17 protein-coding genes are annotated in these 19,655 nt (G+C 58.0%); 2 read left to right on the top strand and 15 right to left on the bottom strand.

Going from position 1 to position 19,655, the window contains the following annotated elements:
- Positions 1-5: 5 nt before the first annotated feature.
- The 8 genes from hemN to BLR20_RS13725 form a co-directional block, all read right to left on the bottom strand.
- Positions 6-1,388 (bottom strand): oxygen-independent coproporphyrinogen III oxidase, encoded by a 1,383-nt coding sequence (gene hemN, locus BLR20_RS13690; protein ID WP_010426879.1) that lies wholly within the window; start codon positions 1,386-1,388, stop codon positions 6-8.
- 95 nt (positions 1,389-1,483) lie between these two features.
- Positions 1,484-2,167, bottom strand: a complete 684-nt coding sequence (locus tag BLR20_RS13695) for a sulfite exporter TauE/SafE family protein (RefSeq protein ID WP_010426878.1) — start codon at positions 2,165-2,167, stop codon at positions 1,484-1,486.
- Complete coding sequence (ccoS, locus tag BLR20_RS13700) at positions 2,160-2,363, bottom strand: cbb3-type cytochrome oxidase assembly protein CcoS (RefSeq protein ID WP_054992398.1); 204 nt, start codon at positions 2,361-2,363, stop codon at positions 2,160-2,162. Before ccoS ends, BLR20_RS13695 begins: the two co-directional genes overlap by 8 nt.
- Positions 2,342-4,816 carry a heavy metal translocating P-type ATPase gene (locus tag BLR20_RS13705; protein WP_054992397.1) on the bottom strand — a complete coding sequence of 825 codons (2,475 nt, stop codon included), beginning with the start codon at positions 4,814-4,816 and terminating at the stop codon, positions 2,342-2,344. Before BLR20_RS13705 ends, ccoS begins: the two co-directional genes overlap by 22 nt.
- Positions 4,817-4,818: 2 nt before the next feature.
- Positions 4,819-5,355: a FixH family protein gene (locus BLR20_RS13710; RefSeq protein ID WP_010426875.1), complete on the bottom strand. Its 537-nt coding sequence runs from the start codon at positions 5,353-5,355 to the stop codon at positions 4,819-4,821.
- Between the two features lie 10 nt (positions 5,356-5,365).
- Positions 5,366-6,778 carry a cytochrome c oxidase accessory protein CcoG gene (gene ccoG / locus BLR20_RS13715; RefSeq protein ID WP_054992396.1) on the bottom strand — a complete coding sequence of 471 codons (1,413 nt, stop codon included), beginning with the start codon at positions 6,776-6,778 and terminating at the stop codon, positions 5,366-5,368.
- A gap of 22 nt (positions 6,779-6,800) precedes the next feature.
- Positions 6,801-7,253 (bottom strand): type II toxin-antitoxin system VapC family toxin, encoded by a 453-nt coding sequence (locus BLR20_RS13720; RefSeq protein ID WP_032611878.1) that lies wholly within the window; start codon positions 7,251-7,253, stop codon positions 6,801-6,803.
- A complete protein-coding gene (locus BLR20_RS13725; protein ID WP_054992395.1) occupies positions 7,253-7,504 on the bottom strand; it encodes a type II toxin-antitoxin system Phd/YefM family antitoxin in 252 nt (83 codons plus the stop codon). Before BLR20_RS13725 ends, BLR20_RS13720 begins: the two co-directional genes overlap by 1 nt.
- A 415-nt stretch (positions 7,505-7,919) precedes the next feature.
- On the opposite strand from BLR20_RS13725, the gene BLR20_RS13730 reads away from it, so the two are divergent.
- On the top strand, positions 7,920-9,563 hold the full coding sequence (locus tag BLR20_RS13730) for a metallophosphoesterase (RefSeq protein WP_054992394.1): 1,644 nt from the start codon (positions 7,920-7,922) through the stop codon (positions 9,561-9,563).
- 71 nt (positions 9,564-9,634) lie between these two features.
- Here BLR20_RS13730 and ccoP read toward each other — a convergent pair whose 3' ends face one another.
- From ccoP to ccoN, 4 genes are read right to left on the bottom strand one after another with little or no spacing between them, the layout of a single operon-like run.
- On the bottom strand, positions 9,635-10,612 hold the full coding sequence (gene ccoP, locus BLR20_RS13735) for a cytochrome-c oxidase, cbb3-type subunit III (RefSeq protein WP_032611873.1): 978 nt from the start codon (positions 10,610-10,612) through the stop codon (positions 9,635-9,637).
- A complete protein-coding gene (locus BLR20_RS13740; protein ID WP_010426872.1) occupies positions 10,609-10,800 on the bottom strand; it encodes a CcoQ/FixQ family Cbb3-type cytochrome c oxidase assembly chaperone in 192 nt (63 codons plus the stop codon). Before BLR20_RS13740 ends, ccoP begins: the two co-directional genes overlap by 4 nt.
- Before the next feature lie 5 nt (positions 10,801-10,805).
- On the bottom strand, positions 10,806-11,414 hold the full coding sequence (gene ccoO / locus BLR20_RS13745) for a cytochrome-c oxidase, cbb3-type subunit II (RefSeq protein ID WP_003391400.1): 609 nt from the start codon (positions 11,412-11,414) through the stop codon (positions 10,806-10,808).
- Positions 11,414-12,856 (bottom strand): cytochrome-c oxidase, cbb3-type subunit I, encoded by a 1,443-nt coding sequence (ccoN, locus tag BLR20_RS13750; protein ID WP_054992393.1) that lies wholly within the window; start codon positions 12,854-12,856, stop codon positions 11,414-11,416. The genes ccoO and ccoN overlap by 1 nt, the downstream gene beginning before the upstream one ends.
- A 693-nt stretch (positions 12,857-13,549) precedes the next feature.
- Between ccoN and BLR20_RS13755 the strand changes: the two genes are divergently transcribed.
- Complete coding sequence (locus tag BLR20_RS13755; RefSeq protein ID WP_054992392.1) at positions 13,550-14,239, top strand: alpha/beta family hydrolase; 690 nt, start codon at positions 13,550-13,552, stop codon at positions 14,237-14,239.
- Position 14,240: 1 nt separating this feature from the next.
- Here the strand turns inward: BLR20_RS13755 and BLR20_RS13760 are convergent, their stop codons facing one another.
- The 3 genes from BLR20_RS13760 to BLR20_RS13770 form a co-directional block, all read right to left on the bottom strand.
- Positions 14,241-14,699, bottom strand: coding sequence for a hypothetical protein (locus tag BLR20_RS13760; RefSeq protein ID WP_054992391.1), 459 nt, complete (start codon positions 14,697-14,699; stop codon positions 14,241-14,243).
- Positions 14,700-14,793: 94 nt separating this feature from the next.
- Positions 14,794-17,427 carry a hypothetical protein gene (locus BLR20_RS13765; protein WP_054992390.1) on the bottom strand — a complete coding sequence of 878 codons (2,634 nt, stop codon included), beginning with the start codon at positions 17,425-17,427 and terminating at the stop codon, positions 14,794-14,796.
- Between the two features lie 51 nt (positions 17,428-17,478).
- Positions 17,479-19,308: a hypothetical protein gene (locus BLR20_RS13770; protein ID WP_054992389.1), complete on the bottom strand. Its 1,830-nt coding sequence runs from the start codon at positions 19,306-19,308 to the stop codon at positions 17,479-17,481.
- Positions 19,309-19,655: the final 347 nt, after the last annotated feature.

Raw genomic sequence — 19,655 nt, forward strand, 5'->3', positions numbered from 1 at the left:
GCGGGTCATATCACCCGGGAGAACTGCTGTCTGTTCTGCCGTGTCAGGTAGGCATCGAAGACCATGCACACTGCGCGTACCAGCAGTCGACCTGCCGGTCTGACTTCAAGGCCGGTATCGCTCAGTGTGATCAGCCCGTCGCTCGCCATGCCAAGCAGTTGCGGCCACGCTTCGCTGAAATAGTCCTTGAAATCGATGCAAAAGGCCTTTTCGATTTCGCCGAAATCCAGCGTGAAGTGGCAGATCAGTTGCTGAATGACGGCGCGCCTGATGCGGTCGTCATCGCTGCAGAGCAGCCCGCGTCGGGTTGCGGGCTGGTCGCTGTCCAGCAACCGCAGGTACTCGCTCAGGTCGCTGCTGTTCTGGCTGTACAGCTCGCCGACCTGGCTGATGGCCGAGACCCCCAGCCCGATCAGATCGCAGTGGCCGTGCGTGGTATAGCCCTGAAAGTTGCGCTGCAGGGTCAGGTCCTCCTGAGCGGTGGCCAGCTCGTCGTCGGGCAGGGCGAAATGGTCCATGCCGATGTAGCGATAACCGGCGCTGCCCAATTGTTCGACGGTGCGTTCCAGCATCAGCAGTTTGCTCGCTGCATCCGGCAGATCCGCCGCTTCGATGCGCCGCTGCGGCATGAAGCGCTCGGGCAGATGCGCGTAGTTGAATACCGACAGCCGATCAGGCTGCAGATCGATGATCTTGTCCACGGTGTGGCTGAAGGTCTGCGGATTCTGTGCGGGCAGACCGTAGATCAGGTCAATATTCACCGAACGAAATTGCAGCGTACGTGCGGCTTCGACAATCGCGCGGGTCTCTTCCAGGCTCTGCATGCGGTTGATCGCCCGCTGCACCGTCGGGTCGAGGTCCTGCACGCCCAGGCTGACCCGGTTGAAACCCAGCTCGCGCAGCAGCCCCATCGTCGACCAGTCCGCTTCGCGTGGATCGATCTCGATGCCATAGTCGCCGGAGTCGTCGTCCAGCAGGTTGAAATGCAAGCGCAACTGCGCCATCAAACGGCGCAATTCATCGTGACTGAGAAAGGTCGGTGTGCCGCCGCCCAGGTGCAGTTGCTCCACCACCTGACCGGGTGCCAGGTGGCAGGCGAGCATCTGCATCTCGTGTTCGAGTCGTTGCAGGTAGGCCTGAGCGCGTCCGCGATCCTTGGTGATGACTTTGTTGCAGGCGCAGTAGTAGCAAATGTTCGCGCAGAAGGGCAGATGCACGTAGAGCGACAACGGACGTGACGCCTTGCGGCTTTCGCGCAGCGCGTGCAGCAGATCGAAGGCGCCCACTTGGGTGTGAAACTGCACCGCCGTCGGATAGGACGTATAGCGCGGTCCGGCCACATCGTAGCGATGGATCAGGTCTGAATCCCAACGAATGGCGTCAAGCATGCGCGCGTTTCCCGGTCCGGCTGGCGATGTCGCGAGCATACGCAGGGGGGCGAGGGTCGGCGTTGATGTGGATCAAATGGCAAGAGTTGACTGCCTCAATGCCCCATCAGCCAATGTTGATGCGGGCCTGGCAAGGTCCAGACACCGAAGACCATCACCAGCAGCCCTCCTGCCATGCGCACACCACGTTTGCGCAGTAAAGCGGTGGTGCGTTCGGCAGCCAGGCCGGTGGCCAGCAGAACGGGCCAGGTGCCCAGCCCGAAGGCCAGCATCAGCAGCGCGCTGTCGAGAGGATTGCCCTGACTGGCGGCCCAGAGCAGGGCGCTGTAGACCAGCCCGCAGGGCAGCCAGCCCCACAGGGCGCCGAGCAACAAGGCGCGCGGCACACTGGACACCGGCAACAGGCGACTGGCCAAGGGTTGCAAATAGCGCCACAGGCCCCGGCCAAGACGCTCTATATAGGTAAGCCCGCTCCACCAGCCGGCCAGGTACAGCCCCATCATGATCAGCAACACGGCGGCAATGATGCGCAAGCCCGTCGCCAGCGGACTTTGCGCCACCGCCCAGCCGACCAGTCCGGAACACAGGCCGGCTGCGGTGTAGCTGAGAATGCGCCCCAGGTTGTAGGCCAGCAACAAACGAAACCGGCGGCTGCGCTGCTCCTTGGGGATGGCCAGCGTCAGGGCCCCCATCAGGCCACCACACATGCCCAGACAGTGCCCACCGCCCAGCAGCCCGAGAATGAACGCCGAGAACAGCAGCGAAGCGAGTTCAAACATCGCGTTTCTCGTCAGAGCCCGGCTGGTGGGGCTCAGGCGCGGCATGCTCCACAGGCGGCGTGTCATCGAACAATATGCTGTGTGCCGGGCCTTCCATGTCGTCGTACTGGCCGCTGTCCACCGCCCAGAAAAACACGTAGATCGCGACGCCCACCAGCAGCAGGGCGGCAGGGATCATGATGTAAAGCGCGGGCATGAAACCTCCGGGGCAGAGTGGGGGGCAAGCGCACGACGCGGCAGGCGGGTCAGCCGCAAAGCGTTGAGCACCACGGTCAGTGAACTGACCGACATGCCGATCGCCGCCCACACCGGAGTGATCCAGCCCATCGCTGCGAAGGGCAGCATGAGGCCATTGTACAGACCGGCCCAGAGCAGGTTTTCGATAATGACGCTACGCGTGCGTCGGGCCAGATTCAGGGCGTCGATCAGCACCGGCAAGCGGTTGCACAGCAGCACGGCGTCAGCGCTGGTTTTGGCGAGATCGGTGGCCGAGCCCATTGCCACACTGATGTCGGCTGCTGCCATGACCGGCACGTCGTTCACTCCGTCACCGATCATCAGCACCTTGCGCCCCTGAGCCTGAAGCTGGCGCAGCACCTCCAGCTTGTCGTCCGGGCGCATGCCGCCACGCGCTTCATCAATGCCCAGCGCCTGCGCGACACTGTCAACCATCGGCGAGCTGTCACCAGACAGCAGCAGCGTCTTCCAGCCTCGCGCCCGGCACGCGTGTAAGAGGGTGTCTGCATCCTCGCGCAGCCGGTCGTCCAGCACCAGCCATGCGAGTGGGCCCCGCGCATCGCCCAGCAACAGCCATTGGCCGGACCGCTCGGTTGGCAAGGGTGTTTCAGCGCCGCTCAGCGCACAGACGAAAGCCGCCTCGCCGATGCGCAACAGATGCCCGTCAACACGACCTTCCAACCCTAGCCCCGGTGTACTAAGCACCTCTTCGGCAGCCCTTGGCGCTCGACCGAACGCGCGGGCGATGGGGTGCTCGGAGCGGTTTTCCAGCGCCGCCGCCAGCGCCAGGCAGCGATCGGCGTCCAGCTCGCGCAGCGGGTGGATGCTACGCAGCGTCAGGCGCCCTTCGGTCAGGGTGCCGGTCTTGTCGAAGATGACCGTGTCGATCTGGTTGAGGCCTTCGAGCACATGACCCCGGGTCAGCAGCAGGCCGATTGTGTGCAGCGTGCCGGTCGCCGCAGTCAGGGCGGTCGGTGTCGCCAGCGACAGGGCGCAGGGGCAGGTGGCGACGAGCATGGCCAAAACGATCCAGAAAGCGCGCGAAGCATCCAGCTGCCACCAGATCACCCCGATCAGTGCAGCCGCGATCAGCGAAAACAGCAGAAAGGTCTGTGCCGCCCGGTCGGCGATCTGCGCGAGTCGGGGCTTTTCTGCCTGTGCGCGTTCGAGCAGCCGGACAATGGCCGAAAGGCGGGTTTCGTGACCCAGCGCCGTCACGCCGATGGTCAGCGGGCTTTCGACATTCAGCGTTCCTGCGGTGACCGCATCGCCCACACTGCGCGTTTGCGGCAGGTATTCGCCGGTCAACAGCGACTCATCGACACTGGAGCGACCTTCGAGGATTTTGCCATCAGCCGGTATTACTGCGCCGGGCTGCACCAGCACCCGATCGGCCAAGTGCAGTTCGCTGAGCATGATGCGCTGGCTCTGGCCGTCATCGCTGAGGCGCAGGCATGAGGCGGGCAGCACGTTGACCAACTGGGCCGTGGCCGCCGCCGTGCGCTCGCGGGCCCGGCGTTCCAGGTAACGTCCGGTCAGCAGGAACAGTGCAAACATGCCGACCGCATCGAAATACAGTTCCCCAGCGCCAGTGACGGCGGTCCAGATACCTGCGGCGTAGGCCGCGCCTATTGCCAGCGACACCGAGACATCCATTGTCAGGTGACGGCTGCGCAGGTCGCGCCACGCACCGCGAAAGAACGGCGCGCAACTGTAGAAGACAATCGGCGTGGTCAGAAACAGGGCTACCCAGCGCAGGATGGTATGCATCTGCGGGCTGAGATCGATATTGAACTCCGGCCAGGTGGCCATGGTTGCCATCATTGCCTGAAACCACAGCAGGCCGGCGACGCCCAGTTGTCGCAACGCCAGGCGATTGTCACGTGCCATGCGTTCGGCAGCGCGGTCGGCCTGCCATGGATGGGCGACATAGCCAATCGCGTGCAGTTCGCTCAGCAATTGGCTGAGGGCAAGCTGGTCGGCGTTCCAGCGCACCAGCAGGCGATGAGTGGACAGGTTCATGCGCGCCTCAGTCACCGCAGGCAGGCGTCCCAGGTGTTGCTCGATCAGCCAGCCGCAGGCCGCGCAACTGATGCCTTCGACAAGCAGGGTGGCTTCCGAGAGGTCGCCGTCGTGGCGCACGAATGGCGCCTGTACATCGGCGCGGTCGTAGAGCGCCAGTTCGTCGAGCAATTGGGTGGGCAGACTTTCCGGGTTGGCCGAGGTTTCACTGCGGTGGCGGTAATAATTGTCCAGACCGCTGGCGACGATGGCCTCGGTCACTGCCTGACAACCGGGGCAGCACAGCTGTCGGGATGCACCGAGCACCAGCGCGTTGAAATGGCTGCCCGCCGGAACCGGCAAACCGCAGTGGTAGCACTGCACCGGCGCGGGAGAGGAGAGCTTGGCCACGTTCAGTCTTTCCGGCGTTGCGCGGCTTGCAGGGGCTCGTCACCCAGGGTCACGTCGTCAGTGCCGATCTGTTCTTCCTCGAACAGGCGCCAGGTCTGCTCGCCTTCGACACCCAGCAGCTCCACAAAACGCCGACCGTTGACCTTGTCCTGCAACTGACCGATGTAACGGCCCTGCCCGGAAGGGCTGCGGGTCAGGAACACCCGGCGATCACTGTCAGGGCGCGTGGGCGAAATGAGGTTGAGTTCCAGACGCTCCGGGTTGCTGTTGCCGCTCAGGCGCAGCTCGACTTCGCCGGTCAGTTCATCCATGTGCAAGCGCGCGTGCAGCTTGAGGGTCTGGGCGAGCACTTCGCGATTCAACGAGCGATTGATGCCTTTGCCAGCCTCGTAATAGTTATCGGTGACCAGCGGATCCGGGTGGGTCACGGCGATGAACACCATCGACAGGCTCAAGGTCACCGAGCCGGTCAGGATGGCGATAATGATCCATGGCCATAGATGCCGGTACCAGGGGGTTGCAGCAGTCGCGGCGGGCATGGCGGGGCTCTTAACGAATAGGTGGGCCGAGGAAGCGGCTTTGGGTCTCGACCTGGGTATCGCTGTCGATGTCCTTGAGGGTAAAGGTTACCTCGTTGCTGTGCGACGACAGTTTTTCCGGCGCACTGGACAGCTCCACCGGCAGGCTGACGATTTGGCCCGCCGGAACACTGATTTCCCGACGGCCCTGCAGTTTCAGGTCTGGCAGGCCGCTGGCCTGCAGCACATAGGTGTGGTCCACCTGATCCTTGTTCATCACTTTCAGGCTGTAGACGTTTTCGATCCGGCCTTCTGCGTTTTCCCGGAACAGCATGCGGTCCTTGCTGACCTCCAGACCTACCAGCGTACGCATGCAGAATGCAGCCGTCAGCAGCGCAATCATCAGCAGCAGGACCAGCGCATAACCGATCAGACGCGGGCGCAGGGTGCGGGTGCGTTGCCCGGACAGATTGTGTTCGGTGGTGTAGCGAATCAGGCCGCGAGGGTAATCCATCTTGTCCATGACCGTATCGCAGGCATCGATGCATGCCGCACAGCTGATGCACTCCACCTGCAGGCCGTCACGAATGTCGATGCCGGTCGGGCAGACCTGCACGCACATCGTGCAGTCGATGCAGTCACCCAGCCCCAGTGCCTGAGGGTCGGCTTCCTTCTTGCGCGGACCTCGGGCTTCGCCACGATTCTGGTCGTAGGAGATGATCAGCGTGTCCTTGTCGAACATCACGCTTTGGAACCGCGCGTAGGGGCACATATAAATGCACACCTGTTCGCGCAGCCAGCCCGCATTCAGGTAAGTGGCCAGGGTAAAGAAACCGATCCAGAAATAGGCCCACCCATCCGCCTGGCCCGTGAACAGATCCACGCACAGCGCGCGAATGGGCGAGAAATAGCCCACGAAGGTCATACCGGTGGCAAAACCGATCAGCAGCCACAGGCTGTGCTTGGCGAGCTTGCGCAACAGTTTGCCGGCACTCATCGGTGCATGGTCGAGCCTGATGCGCTGGTTGCGGTCGCCCTCGGTGACTTTCTCGCACCACATGAACATCCAGGTCCAGACACTCTGCGGGCAGGTATAGCCACACCAGACCCGGCCGGCATAGACAGTGATGAAGAACAGCCCGAACGCTGCAACGATCAGAATGCCGGACAAAAGGATAAAATCCTGCGGCCAGAAGGTCGCGCCGAAGATGTAGAACTTGCGTTCCGGCAGGTTCCACCAGACCGCCTGATGCCCGCTGCGATTCAGCCAGACCGTGCCGAAAAAGATCAGCAACAGCACGGCGCCACCCGCCATGCGCAGATTGCGAAACAGGCCTTTGAAGGCGCGGGTATGGATCTTTTCCCGCGACGCGTAAAGCTCGACCGTTTCGCCGCTTTCAGCGGGAAGAGGGGTAATGTCGTGGAGCGGAATCTGGTTGCTCACTGAGGCGTCCTGTGGCGAGGGCTCAACGTGCGTTGATCGAATAAAGGGCGGCGTCTTCGTTGAGTGGACCGACCCATGGATTGAGCAAAGCGACCCCACACGATTGAAAGTACACAGTGTTCCGAGTCACCACGGTCATACCGTGCACCAGTGCAGTGGCGGCGATCAGCGCGTCGCATTCGCTGCGTGGAGCGGGCACGTGTAATCGGGGGCAACGCCTGGCAACCTGAGTGTCGACCGCCAGTATGCGCCCGGCGAACGCTTTCAAGACATGATTCTCCAGCCACATGCGCAGCGCCGCACCTTGAGCGGGGTCGCGGCGCTCTATTTGCAGCACATCTGTTTCGAGTTCCAGCACCGTAATGGCCGAGATGAACAGGCTGGACGCCATGTGGCCTCGCGACCAGCGCACCACGTTGGTGTCGGCGTTGCGCTTCCTGAGTTCAAAGACCACATGGGTGTCGAGCAGAAACATCAGGACAAGTCCACTGGCCGGGGATTGATAACCGCTCGTTGCGGCTCGAATTCAATATCGATGTCAGTCGGCATGATCAGCATATCGGCAATACTGACTGCCCCGCCGGTCAGCTTCAGATAATCCTCGATCGAAAGCAGCACATGAGCGGGCCGCCCCCTGTCGGTGATGAAGACCGGACCTTCATTCGCAGCCTTCTTGGCCCCGCTGGTGTTCTGATTGAACTCGCGGCTTGAAAGGGTCGTCGTCATGCAAGCGACCTCCTGAGTGGATGAGCGGGGTGGCGGATCAATGAGTAATTCTAGGCTTGTAGATATGTAACTACAACATGCGAGATATTTCACAGTGCAAAGGCACATCGGGGATGTATGAATCCCGACGCACCCTGGAGTCCTGTCGGCGTGCCAAGTGCAGGCGGTGTGCAGTAATTTTTCAGAAGCGCTAAAGCATAGTTGGACTTATAAGTGAGCTGTTTAAAGGGGTGGATATGAAAGGCTGTATTGTTTTTATCGATAGAAAGAGCGCGTTGAAATAGTCTTTGCCCTATCAGATTTGATAGTGGATTTTTAGGGCAGGTTCGCAATAATAGCTATGACCAACGCAATCGGTATCCACTGCTCGGTGTGCGTATTGGTTCTGGTAATTAAGCCCTGCGAGGAATAATAAATGTCTATTTACAGGTTTTTTTCTTATGCATTTTTCAGCGTTCTGTTACTGGTATCCGGGTGTGGGCAGGCTTTAAAAAGTGATCGCTCAGGCACAGGGGCGATGATGGCGGCGGCCGAGCCCAACGGCATAGTAAGGCATATTATGTTCGCCTCCGACCCTCAATACCCCTGGCCAAAAGATACAAAAAACCAAGAGAGTAGCCTGAGTGATTCCGTACGCGGGCAAGGCGTAAGTCGCCCGCCGCTACCCCAGTCATCAGTGAAGGAGGTCAGCGCTGAAGACCTGATTCGAAATCAATACAATGCCATACAGACATGGCGCGCAGGGGCCATGGGAGGGAGCAGTAATAACCCGGTGATCATAAACGGTGATATGACAGCTTTTGGTCACGAGGAGGAAAGGGCATTTTTGTACGGGGCACTGGATTCAATATTGTCGACGAATTGGTATTTTGGACTTGGTAATCATGACTACAAGAACAATGTGGGCGACTGTGTGAACGATGGCTGCGCCCGAGACAGTATGGAGGATCTCATAGGCCGGATGGGCGGTAATCAGATGGATTACAGTGTTGAGGAAAGCGGGTTTATTCACTCAACCAAAAAGTATTCAGGAAGCTTCGCCTACTTTAAGGATTTTGGAAGTGTGCGGTATGTTCAACTGAATTTGGACCCTTCGTATATAAGATGGTTTTATTCGTCAGGGGTATGGACAACAAATGAGTTTCATGTTTTATCACCCGTTGAGAATGGCTGGCTGGAGAGTGTGCTGATGAATGCAAGGGATAATGGAAAGTTTGTCATTGTTGGTATGCATGACGCAGAGGAATGGACCCGGTCGTCCGATTCACGTACTCAAGCTATTCTCACTAAATTTCGTAAAATGTTGAAGGAATATGAGGTCTCAGCCATTTTTGCAGGCCACTTTCACACCAGTGCTGGAATATATCCAGGTCCCTATCAAGGTGTGCCCGTTTTTCTAAGTGGCTCGGCAACTGACGAGACTTTTCTCATCGCCGATATCAATGAGAGTGAAAGGAATTTTCAGGTCTGGCTCGTAAAAAACAATAATCCCGGGGCCGCGGAAAATTTGGGCGTATTTCCCCTTAAACGTGGTGTTGTGGTTCCTCCCGCCGACGAATATGACAATGCAGGGGGGTGGGGGACTTGGGGGCCATCGGCATTCTGTCCAGATGGACAATTCATAAACGCTTTTGATGTAAAGGCGGAAGAATGGCAAGGGGACGATGACGATACGGCCGTCAATGCGATTGTTATGTACTGCCACGATAATGTTGGCATAAGAAGCAAAGAAGGGGCATGGGGGGATTTCTCAGGTTACAAACGTTGCCCTGCCAACGAGGCGGTCGTTGGATTTCAGTTAAAAATCGAGCCGTCTCAAGGGGACGGAGATGACACTGGAGTAGATTCCGTCAAACTAGTCTGTGAAGGCGGGCAGTATATAGCTACACCCTATGACACAAGTTATGGCATTTGGAAAAAAACCTACCGTTGTCCCGCCGGAACGGTTGCTATCGGTTTTGAAACACGTGTCGAAGACTATCAGGGGGACGATGATGATAAGTACGACGACGATACGGCTTTGAACGGCATGAGGATGAGGTGCGGTTCCAAGCCTTGATGTGTCGGCAAGGGCAGTCGTGAGGGGGTCAGGCCGTCACGACGCCAAACGCACTGTCTGTCAGCGTCGCATCACTCTTTTTCAGTAGGATTTTTCTGGCGGGACAGGCTGTAAACATAGGCAGCCAGAATATGCACACGATCATTGCCCAGCAAAGCTTGCTGGGCCGGCATCTGGCCCTGGCGGCCATCACGAATGGTCTGCTGCAACTGAGCGAAGCCGGAGCCGTAGATAAACGCGTTGGGGTGGGTCAGGTCCGGCGCGCCGAGAATCGGCATTCCCTTGCCCTCTGGCCCATGACAGGCAACGCACAGGCTGGCGAAGGTCTTCTGTCCGGCCACCGGGTCAGCCTTGGCATCCTCCGGTAGCGGGCGCGCGTCCAGCTGCGTCAGGACGTAGGCCGCTACATCGCGCACCCCTTGTTCGCCAAGCACGCCACCCAGGGCCGGCATCACGCCCATGCGCCCGGCAAGGATGGAGGTCTTGATCGCCTGGGCATCGCCGCCCCAGCGCCAGTCGGCATCGGTCAGATTGGGAAAGCCATAGGCGCCTTTCGCGTCAGAGCCGTGGCAGACCGAGCAGTTGGACGCGAACAGACGCTCGCCGACTTTCAACGCCTGCGGGTCTTTGGCCACGTCCTCTACGGGCATGGCGGCGTACCTGGCAAACAGCGGCCCGTAGCGGGCCTCGGCGTTGGCGACTTCTCGTTCCCATTCATGGACACTGGTCCAGCCTTGCTGGCCGTCGGAGAATTGTGTCTTGCTGTCCTGGTCCCGGTATTCATAACCCGGCAGCAAACCCTGCCAGTTGCCCAGCCCCGGGTACAGGAGCAGATAGCCCAGCGCAAAGACGATGGTCGCTACGAATAGATAGAACCACCATTTGGGCAGCGGGTTGTCGTACTCCTCGATACCGTCGAACGTATGGCCGACGGTTTCATCTGTCGGTTCGTCGGGCTGACCTTTGCGCGTGGACAGAAGCAGCCAGAGCATGGCGATGATGGTGCCCAGGGTCAGGACCGCGACATACAGGCTCCAGAATGTACTCATGACCGGTCTTCCCGTTCAGCCCTGGCATTTTCGACCTTGCCGATGGCCTCGGGATCATCCGCGAAAGGCAGCAGGGTCGCATCGTCGAAGTCTGCCTTGCGGGCCGGGCTGAACACCCACAGCATCAGGCCGATGAAGGCGACCATAACGACCAGTGTGCCCAGGCCTCGAATCATTCCGATGTCCATCATGATCACCGTTTGCTCTTGATGAGCGTGCCAAGGCCTTGCAGATAGGCCACCAGCGCATCCATTTCGGTCTTGCCCTGTACCGCAGCCGCTGCACCGGCGATGTCCGCGTCGGTGTAAGGGGTGCCGAGGGTGCGCAGCACCTGCAGCTTTTTCGCAGTCTGTGTGCTGTCGATTGTCTTCTCGGCCAGAAACGGATAAGCCGGCATGATCGAGGTCGGGACCAGGTCGCGCGGGTTGTTCAGGTGTACCCGGTGCCACTCGTCCGAGTAACGACCGCCGATCCTTGCCAGGTCCGGCCCGGTGCGTTTGGAGCCCCACAGGAAGGGGTGGTCCCAGACACTTTCGCCCGCCACCGAGTAATGCCCGTAGCGCTCGGTTTCGGCGCGCAACGGGCGGATCATCTGCGAGTGGCAACCGACGCAGCCGTTGGCGATGAACACATCACGGCCCTCCACCTCAAGCGCGCTGCGCGGCTTCATGCCCTCGATAGGCTGGTTGGTCACGTCCTGAAAGAACAGCGGGACAATCTGCGTCAGCCCGCCGATGCTCACGGCAATCACCATGAAGAAGGCCAGCAGACCGATGTTTTTTTCCAGCGCATCATGCTTCATCAATGCGCTCCCGCGACTGCGATGCGGGTGGCCGCCGCGGCCGCCTGAGGGTCCGAGGCACGTATCGTACGCACGACGTTGTAGGCCATCAGCAACATGCCGCTGGTGAAAATGGCGCCGCCGATGGCCCGCACTATATAGCCCAGGTGGCTGGCCTGCATGGTTTCGATGAAGGAGTAGGTCAGCGTGCCATCGTCGTTCACTGCGCGCCACATCAGGCCCTGGGTGATGCCATTGACCCACATCGAGGTGATGTACAGGACGGTACCGACGGTCGCGAGCCAGAAGTGCGTGTTGATCAGGCTGACGCTGTACATGTGCGGACGGGCATAGAGTTTCGGAATCATGTGGTAGACCGATCCGATGGTAATCATCGCGACCCAGCCCAGTGCCCCTGCGTGGACATGGCCGATGGTCCAGTCCGTGTAGTGCGAAAGCGAGTTGACGGTCTTGATTGCCATCATCGGACCTTCGAAGGTCGACATGCCGTAGAACGCCAGCGAGACCACCAGAAAGCGCAGTATCGAATCGGTCCGCAACTTATGCCACGCGCCCGACAGCGTCATCATGCCGTTGATCATCCCGCCCCAGCTGGGCACCAGCAGAATGATCGACATCACCATGCCCAGCGACTGCGCCCAGTCCGGCAGGGCGGTGTAGTGCAGATGGTGCGGGCCGGCCCAGATATACAGGGTGATCAATGCCCAGAAATGCACGATGGACAAACGATAGGAGTAGACCGGGCGCTCGGCCTGCTTGGGCACGAAGTAATACATCATGCCGAGAAAACCGGTGGTCAGGAAAAACCCGACGGCGTTGTGTCCGTACCACCACTGGATCATGGCGTCGGTCGCGCCGGCATACGCCGAATAGGATTTGAACAGGCTGACCGGCAACGAGATATGGTTGACGATGTGCAGCATGCCGGTCACCACGATGAATGCGCCGTAGAACCAGTTGGCGACATAGATATGCCGGGTGCGGCGTTTGACGATCGTGCCGAAAAACACCACTGCGTAGGCGGCCCAGACAATGGCCAGCAGAATCGCCACCGGCCATTCGAGCTCGGCATATTCCTTGGTGGTGGTGTAGCCCATCGGCAGCGTCATGATGGCGCCGACTATCACGGCTTGCCAGCCCCAGAAGGTGAAGGCTGCGAGACCATCGGAAATCAGCCGTGTCTGGCAAGTGCGTTGCACCACGTAATAGGAGGTGGCGAACAGCGCGCAGCCGCCGAAGGCAAAGATCACCAGATTGGTGTGCAGCGGGCGCAGGCGGCCGAAGGTGGTCCATTCAAGTTCCAGGTTCAGCCCTGGCCAGACCAGTTGCGATGCGATGAACACGCCCAGGCTCATGCCGACCACGCCCCAGACCACGGTCATGATGGCGAACTGGCGCACCACTGTGTAGTTGTAGGTTGTCGGAGTGATGGTTGTGCTCATTGCAGACTTCCACGATTCAGAGGGTTACCGCAGACGTAATCGGGACAGGGCGATGCCGCGCTGGAAATGGCATCGAAGCACACCGAAAAGGCAGGGGCTGGAACAGACAGGCACATCAACGAGCGTCAAAGGGTTGCGGCAGACGCGTGTTGGCGAGTTTAGCTTTGAAACGGAGGTGTGGGAAGTCGCAGGCTCTGTGCGAAAAGTGGCTGCGCTTGATGAGACTGCGTTAAAAGCAGGCTCGGCAGGCATTCCGCACCCCGTTGCAGGGTGCGGAGTTCACGCATCGCCGCTGGACTGAAACACAGCGGTGGCGACCTTCGCGTACAGACGAGTTGATCAGGACCCGCGCAAAGACTGTCACGTATGTTCAGTCGGCAGTGACACCTGTCATTGCCCGGCAAATTGGCCTGAGCAGGCATATGACTCTGGTGACCGACTCAGCGGTGTTGTTGCACGTGCGAGGCCAGTGCCGTCAATGAAACCGCCCGGCGGTGTCAGGTTTGGGGCGCTCATCGCCTCGGTACTTGACCTTGTGCACCTTGACAGAGTACCCGGGCAGACCTGAATGGTGGCTGTCCGACGTGTCGGGGCGTGACGATGCGCCATGCGCTCGCGATTCGTGCGGGATTCACTGCCCTGTTCGCCGCTATAGTAGCGGGCTACTCCGTGACCCACCTGAATGAGGTAACCATGAGCAACGGCTTGAAGCCCGGTATCGGTATCGATCAATGGCTGCAACTGGTCAGTGAAAGAGGCTGGCTGTGGACGCCCGCGCTACCTGCGCATGCGCTGGACACGCCGACCCTGCTGCTGGCGCACGGTGCCGGCGCACCGATGGACAGCGACTTCATGAACCGCATGGCGGCTGATCTGGCGGCCCAAGGTATCAGCGTCCTGCGCTTCGAGTTTCCCTACATGGCGCAGCGGCGACAGGGCGGCAGCAAGCGTCCCCCCAATCCACAAGCACAACTGCTGGAATGCTGGAGAGAGGTGTTCGCCTGTACGCGTGCTCACATCGCCGGGTGTCTGGCGGTGGGCGGCAAGTCAATGGGCGGGCGGATGGCCAGCCTGATCGCCGATGAGCTTGAGGTCGATGTGCTGGTGTGTCTGGGTTATCCGTTCTACGCCGTGGGCAAGCCTGAAAAGCCACGCGTGGCTCATCTGGCCGAACTGAAGACACCCACGCTGATCGTCCAGGGCGAACGCGACGCGCTGGGCAATCGCGAAACAGTAGAGGGTTATGCATTGTCGAGTGCCGTCCGGCTGCACTGGTTGCCGACTGCCAACCACGACCTCAAACCACTGAAGGTCGCGGGCGTCAGCCACGAGCAATGCCTGGCTGAATCCGCGAGAGAGATTGCCGGGTTCCTGCGCGCCTGAGTCACCGGCAATACAGGTCGAATGCGCCGTCGGTCACATCAAGGTTGATCGATGACATATTGAAACTGAACACGCCCCTTAGCCGCAGTGTGCAGGGGCTGGCTTCAAGCAGAACCAGCCGGCCGCCCTGGAAATGCGCAGAGTGGTAAACCGTGTTCTTGCGGTGCAGCGTTTCGTTGTAGATCACCTTGATCTGCTCATGATCGATCAGGTCGTGGTCGCCAGGCTCGAGATCGCGATCCAGAAACAAGCCGATGGTGGTTCGCCTGTTGCCCACCCTGCCGTCGGCGATGACCTGCCATATCCATTGAGCTGGGGCCCGTTCCAGCTCCGATCTCAGCGTCAGCCGACCTGTCAGTGAGGACGTCCTGAATGGCTGCGTGTTGATGCTGGCGGCAAAGCGGCCTTCATGGACAGCGGGGTGAACGAGGCGCCGCGGTGAGGGAGTCGGACGATGCATGGGCTGACCCTGAAAGACTCTTGAAAACGGCGACAGGGCGTTACACCTTTAGCGCAACGCCCTGCCGGATATTTAATGGGGTTTCAGCAATCGATCATCTGATGCCTACGCCAAGACTGGCGTTATGACTCTTCAGTTTGAAGTTGCCGCCAGTGACCATGTTCTTCACGTAATACCAGTTCCATCCACCGATGCCAGCGCTTGAAACCGTCGACGACCAATAGTTGCCGTTACCCATCGGCCAGCGATTGCCATACAGGGCGTGGATATCCACCAGCTCGTGAATGGTTGGAATCCTCGCGCCATTGTTACCCGCGTTTTTGTTGATCTGAGAAAAGCTGCCACTGCCCAGGCCGACGCAATGAATGACGCCGGTCACGGTGACCGTGTAGTGCTTGCTCGCGCCCAGCGCATCGGTCGCGGTAATGATGGCCGTGCCTTTGCCTCGAACCGAGGTCAGGCCGTTGCTGTCCACTTTCGCGACCAGCGGGTTGCTCGAGGTGTACTGATAGGGTGCCTGCCCGCCACTGGCCTGACGCTGAAGGGTGGTGTCAGCCGGGAAGTTCGGCAGCAGGTCCGGCGAGCCCGGAAGCAGATAGACCTTGCCCGCCAGGGTGACCGGCGAAGTGTCCAGCACCAGCTCGGGCTGCGCCGCCAGAATCTGCAAGGCCAGCGTGCCGGAGACCTGTACCAGGCCGTTGACGCGATTGACGACATAAGAAATCGCGACCGTCTGCCCGGCGTTTGCCGTAACCAGCGCTGCAGCAAACACGACCTCCAGCGTCTTGCCAGCGTCTGCGCCGGTCAGGGTCTTTTCGCGGGAGTCATTGCCGTTGGGCCCTTGCCACTGTGTGATGACCTGGTCGCCGGCTTGCAGATTGGCTGTCGCGTCGATCACCACTGTTGCGCCGGATAAAGCGTCGGCCGGGTCTAGCGTGGTGCCGATGGCTTCTTTCAGGGTGGGGGTGGGGAGGGGCAGTGCCACCATCTCACGGATAGTAATTGCCAATGTCTCCGATTCAGCAATTCGGTCTCCTTGTTGTACCGTATACCAGACCTGGACCAGCCTGTTTAAATTGGCATCTACGTATCGTTTAGGAATGCGGAATACGGTTTCCCTGTTGACCGTTCCGGAATTAATGACGGTGTATGTGCCATAGGTACCCTCTGTATCACCGCCTTCCCAGTGAATGGTGACTTTGTCTCCCTCAGCCATTGCGCGATAAGGCAACACGCGAACAATGGCTTCCAGCGGTATATCGGCCGGGTCGAGAACGCCGTCAGCACTCAGTTTGTCCACGACAGGAGCTTCCAGCGGAGTGCTGTTATCCACGTCCACGAGCAACCGTAGTATGGGCGATTTGAAGAACGCTTTCGCGTAGGTGGTTACTGTGTAATACACCTCAAGTGAACCGCCTGCCAATGCACCCACCTTGTCATCCGGAATCAAATAGTCGATGCCCTTGCCGATATCATCGGCATTCAGGTTTTTAACCTCTTGATGCATGACCGTCTCACCGTTAGCAGCCTTGCCAATCCATACCAGATTGATGTCGTGGCCGTCTGCCATGAAGTAATAAGGCGGCACTTGAGTTATCACATTGTGACTATCAGGGTTCAGAATTCCGTTGGTGACGCCTTGGACATGCGGCAATGATAACTGCTGCGGTTGACCGAGCACTGCGAGTGTCAAACTCTTTGAGCGCAGCACCTCGCCAGTGCCTTTGATCACCGTATATTTAAGACGTGCCCGGCCCTGTGCGATGGGATGGAACTGTTCATTGGGGATGAGAAACTCGATGAAGCTGCCAGGTATCTGAACCACTTTTGATTCAGTGAAGGATTCCAGTTGCATGCCTTCTGCAGTGTTTCGCTCCATCACAAAATTTATGATGTCGCCAATCGCGATATTGACATTTGACAGCACGAGCGCTTGAACATCAGCGCCAGCCAGTTTATCGAGATCAAGCTCCATGTTTGGCGCCTGTGGGGCGATCGGTGCCTGCAGGCTGGAGTTGCCAGCCTCGACTGCGACATAGGCTGGGAAAGAGAAGCGGGACCAGTTATTGACGACATCCCTGACGTCGTACCGGACAACTATATTTTCCGAGTCCCCCGCTTCGATAATGATCTGCTTGTCGATACTCACAGTCACGGGTTTACCAAGCTGGTCTTCTGTCAGAGGAGGGTATTCGACCCTGATGCCGTGCCAATAGATGAAAATCGAGTCCCCTGCAGCCATATTCTCGTAAGCATCGAGGGTGACGCTTACTTCTTCCGGTGAGGTGATCACGCCAGAGGGATTGACGGTCGGAATGTTGAGCTTTTCATTTTCGTACGGTGTGGCTGGGTCGGGATCCCGACCACCGGGGATTTCCAGTTTGACGACTATTTTGTTAACAGGCGAATGTTCCTGGATATTGGAGGGAAACGCTGTGTAGAGATAGCTGACATCCGTAAGGCCTGACTGTATCCAGCGGATATCCACATACAATGAAAAAATGCCATTGGTGTTCGATGAGTCTGAAGAATGTGTGTAGGTATCAATAACCTCATTGTGTGTTCCCCAGAACAGGTCGATCCGATCTTTTGGCTTGAGGTTGATAGGGCCGATCAGTATTTCTATCGGCTTGGCCGGGTCTGCTACGTCAACATCGCCAATGCCTTGAGGGTTATAGCTCAAGGGCAATGGAACAGGCAGTGCAGATGACGTGTGTATTGAATTCATGTATTTTCTCTTTTTTCTTGTTTAAAGATAAATGGCGGAGTTCAGGCAAGGTCAAATTCTGCAGAGTCCACCGACACGCATATCGACGTAGGCGCTGGCGCGTTTAGAGTTACCTTGGCCCATGCTGCTTTTTACCTGGAAGCTGATGTCAGCATGCCCGTAACAGTGCTGGTTCAATACAGTGCGTGGCACCAGAATGTTAACGCCGTTTTGAACTTCTTCTTGAGTGATGGCCGGTGACGTGACTGACCACTCGAATTTTTTATCATCGCCCACCAGCTCGTTGTAGGCTTCATAGGTGAAGACAATGACTTGTCCTGGCGCCATGTTTATATAGGGATGTATGAAAATGGGGGCGCCTTGCGCGCTATTTTCAAAGGTCAGCGTGCCGTTGGCAGACAGCGACATAAATTGCGGTGCTTCTGGCCCTTCCGGACCACCCGGTAATTCATTTTTCGAGCGCACAATCAAGCCCTGCTCTGATGAGGTGGAGAGATTGGGATTACCCTCGGTTTTGACGGTGTAATAAACTCTGATGTCGTTTCCTGTGCCCACGGCGGTAAACTTACTGTTCAGCGCAGTGAGCAACAGCGTACGGCCTGCGACGACGTCGCTGTTGGTGAGCGTGTAGGGTTGTTCCAATACCTCTTGGCCGCCCCAAAAGACCGTCAAGATCTGATTGGCCTTAAAGAGGGGGTTCCAGTTAACCAATACGGTGGCGTCAAGCTCAAAGTCGTTCTCATCAATAAAGTTGTCTTCATTGCTGGGCGTGCTGCTGCTACCTTTGATCGTCGGCTTGTCGAGAACGCCAGGCACGGGCAGCTCAATATTGACAAGCACTTCAAGAGGGTCTGAAGTACCGGTAACCTGTCCGTTTCTGATGACGTCATACTTGATGTCGCGCAGACCACTCTGAGCCTGTTCAATGATCAGATATGGGACATCAAAGAACAGAATGAAAGGCTCGTCCAGGTCCTCCACGGCAACAGAGGCAGGCCCTAAGTCTTCAGAACCCCAGTGCAGGAGAATCTGATCGCCTTCCATCAAAAAGGACGAGAACGGAATTTTTACCTCGACGCTGGCCGTGGCCTCTGCGTAATCAATCACGCCGTCGTTATTATCAATAACCGGAGCAGGCAGGCCGGGCGTCACTTCGGTCAGAAACAGAGGGATGGTAATCTTCTGAGACTCGGCAGACGTGTTGCCGGCTCGGTCTGTCACCGTGTAATAGGTTGCGCCTGCAGGGCTGCCGAGAGCAGTAAGAAACTCCTTGGTAAACAGGATTTCGATCGCTTGACTTTCATCTTCCAGACCGTTCAGTTCAAGCTCTGGACCGGGCACGTTTCCCCAATAGGTTTTGATAACGTCGCCGCGATTCAGTCCCGAATATCCGAAAATGCTACCGGTCAATACACCGCCCATGGACTGAAGCTCTTCAAGTGTCAGGCCATCTTTGGCCTCAGCCGGAAAATCCATGTAACCCAGTTGATGGGCGCCCGGAGCGGTGCGGTCGACAACAAGCGTTTTGATTTGGGACGATTGCTCCGCACCACTGGGATAACCGATCGTCATGTAGTCAAGTTCGTACGCGCCATCGTCTTTCAGTTCGGTGTCGACGGGGATGGTCAAGCGTAATAGCGTTCCGACCGGTGGAAGAGGTATCAGTTGGCCTGCTAAACCAACTTCATCGCCATTCAATCGCAACTGGTAAGAGTCTTGAAGCCTGGCACCTTCCCAGACTGGAAATTCGACGATGATGTCATTGGCAAGGTCGGCTGTTTTTATAAGTCCGTCCGCTTCGTCTGCGACAGGAACAAACGGTGGTATGAGCGTCGGTTCTTGATTGGGGCCGCGTGTGTAAAAATTGTTGTTTTGATGCATGTCGAAATTCCTTTATTTGATTTTTATTGACGAGCAGGAGTGTCCTGATGCCGTCAGTCGATAACGATAATTCCAGGGGCGCTTGGCCGTCAGAGAGAAGCTCTTGGCTTCATCTGGATTTTTAAGTAATAGACTTTTTGGGCGGCTGTCAATGCTCTTTGGGCAAGTATTTTTATGGATGTAGGCTGGCTGTCCAATCGGACTAGCCTAGTGTTTTGTGGGAAAGGTACTACTAAATTTTCGGAATTGGACTACTTGTTTGTTATTGGAAATTAATTGTATCTGCTAGCAGTGCAGCCACAATAAAACTCCTATGAATGTTGAGAGTTTCTTATCGTGGCTGAGTG

Source organism: Pseudomonas congelans, assembly GCF_900103225.1.
Classification (GTDB): domain Bacteria; phylum Pseudomonadota; class Gammaproteobacteria; order Pseudomonadales; family Pseudomonadaceae; genus Aquipseudomonas; species Aquipseudomonas congelans.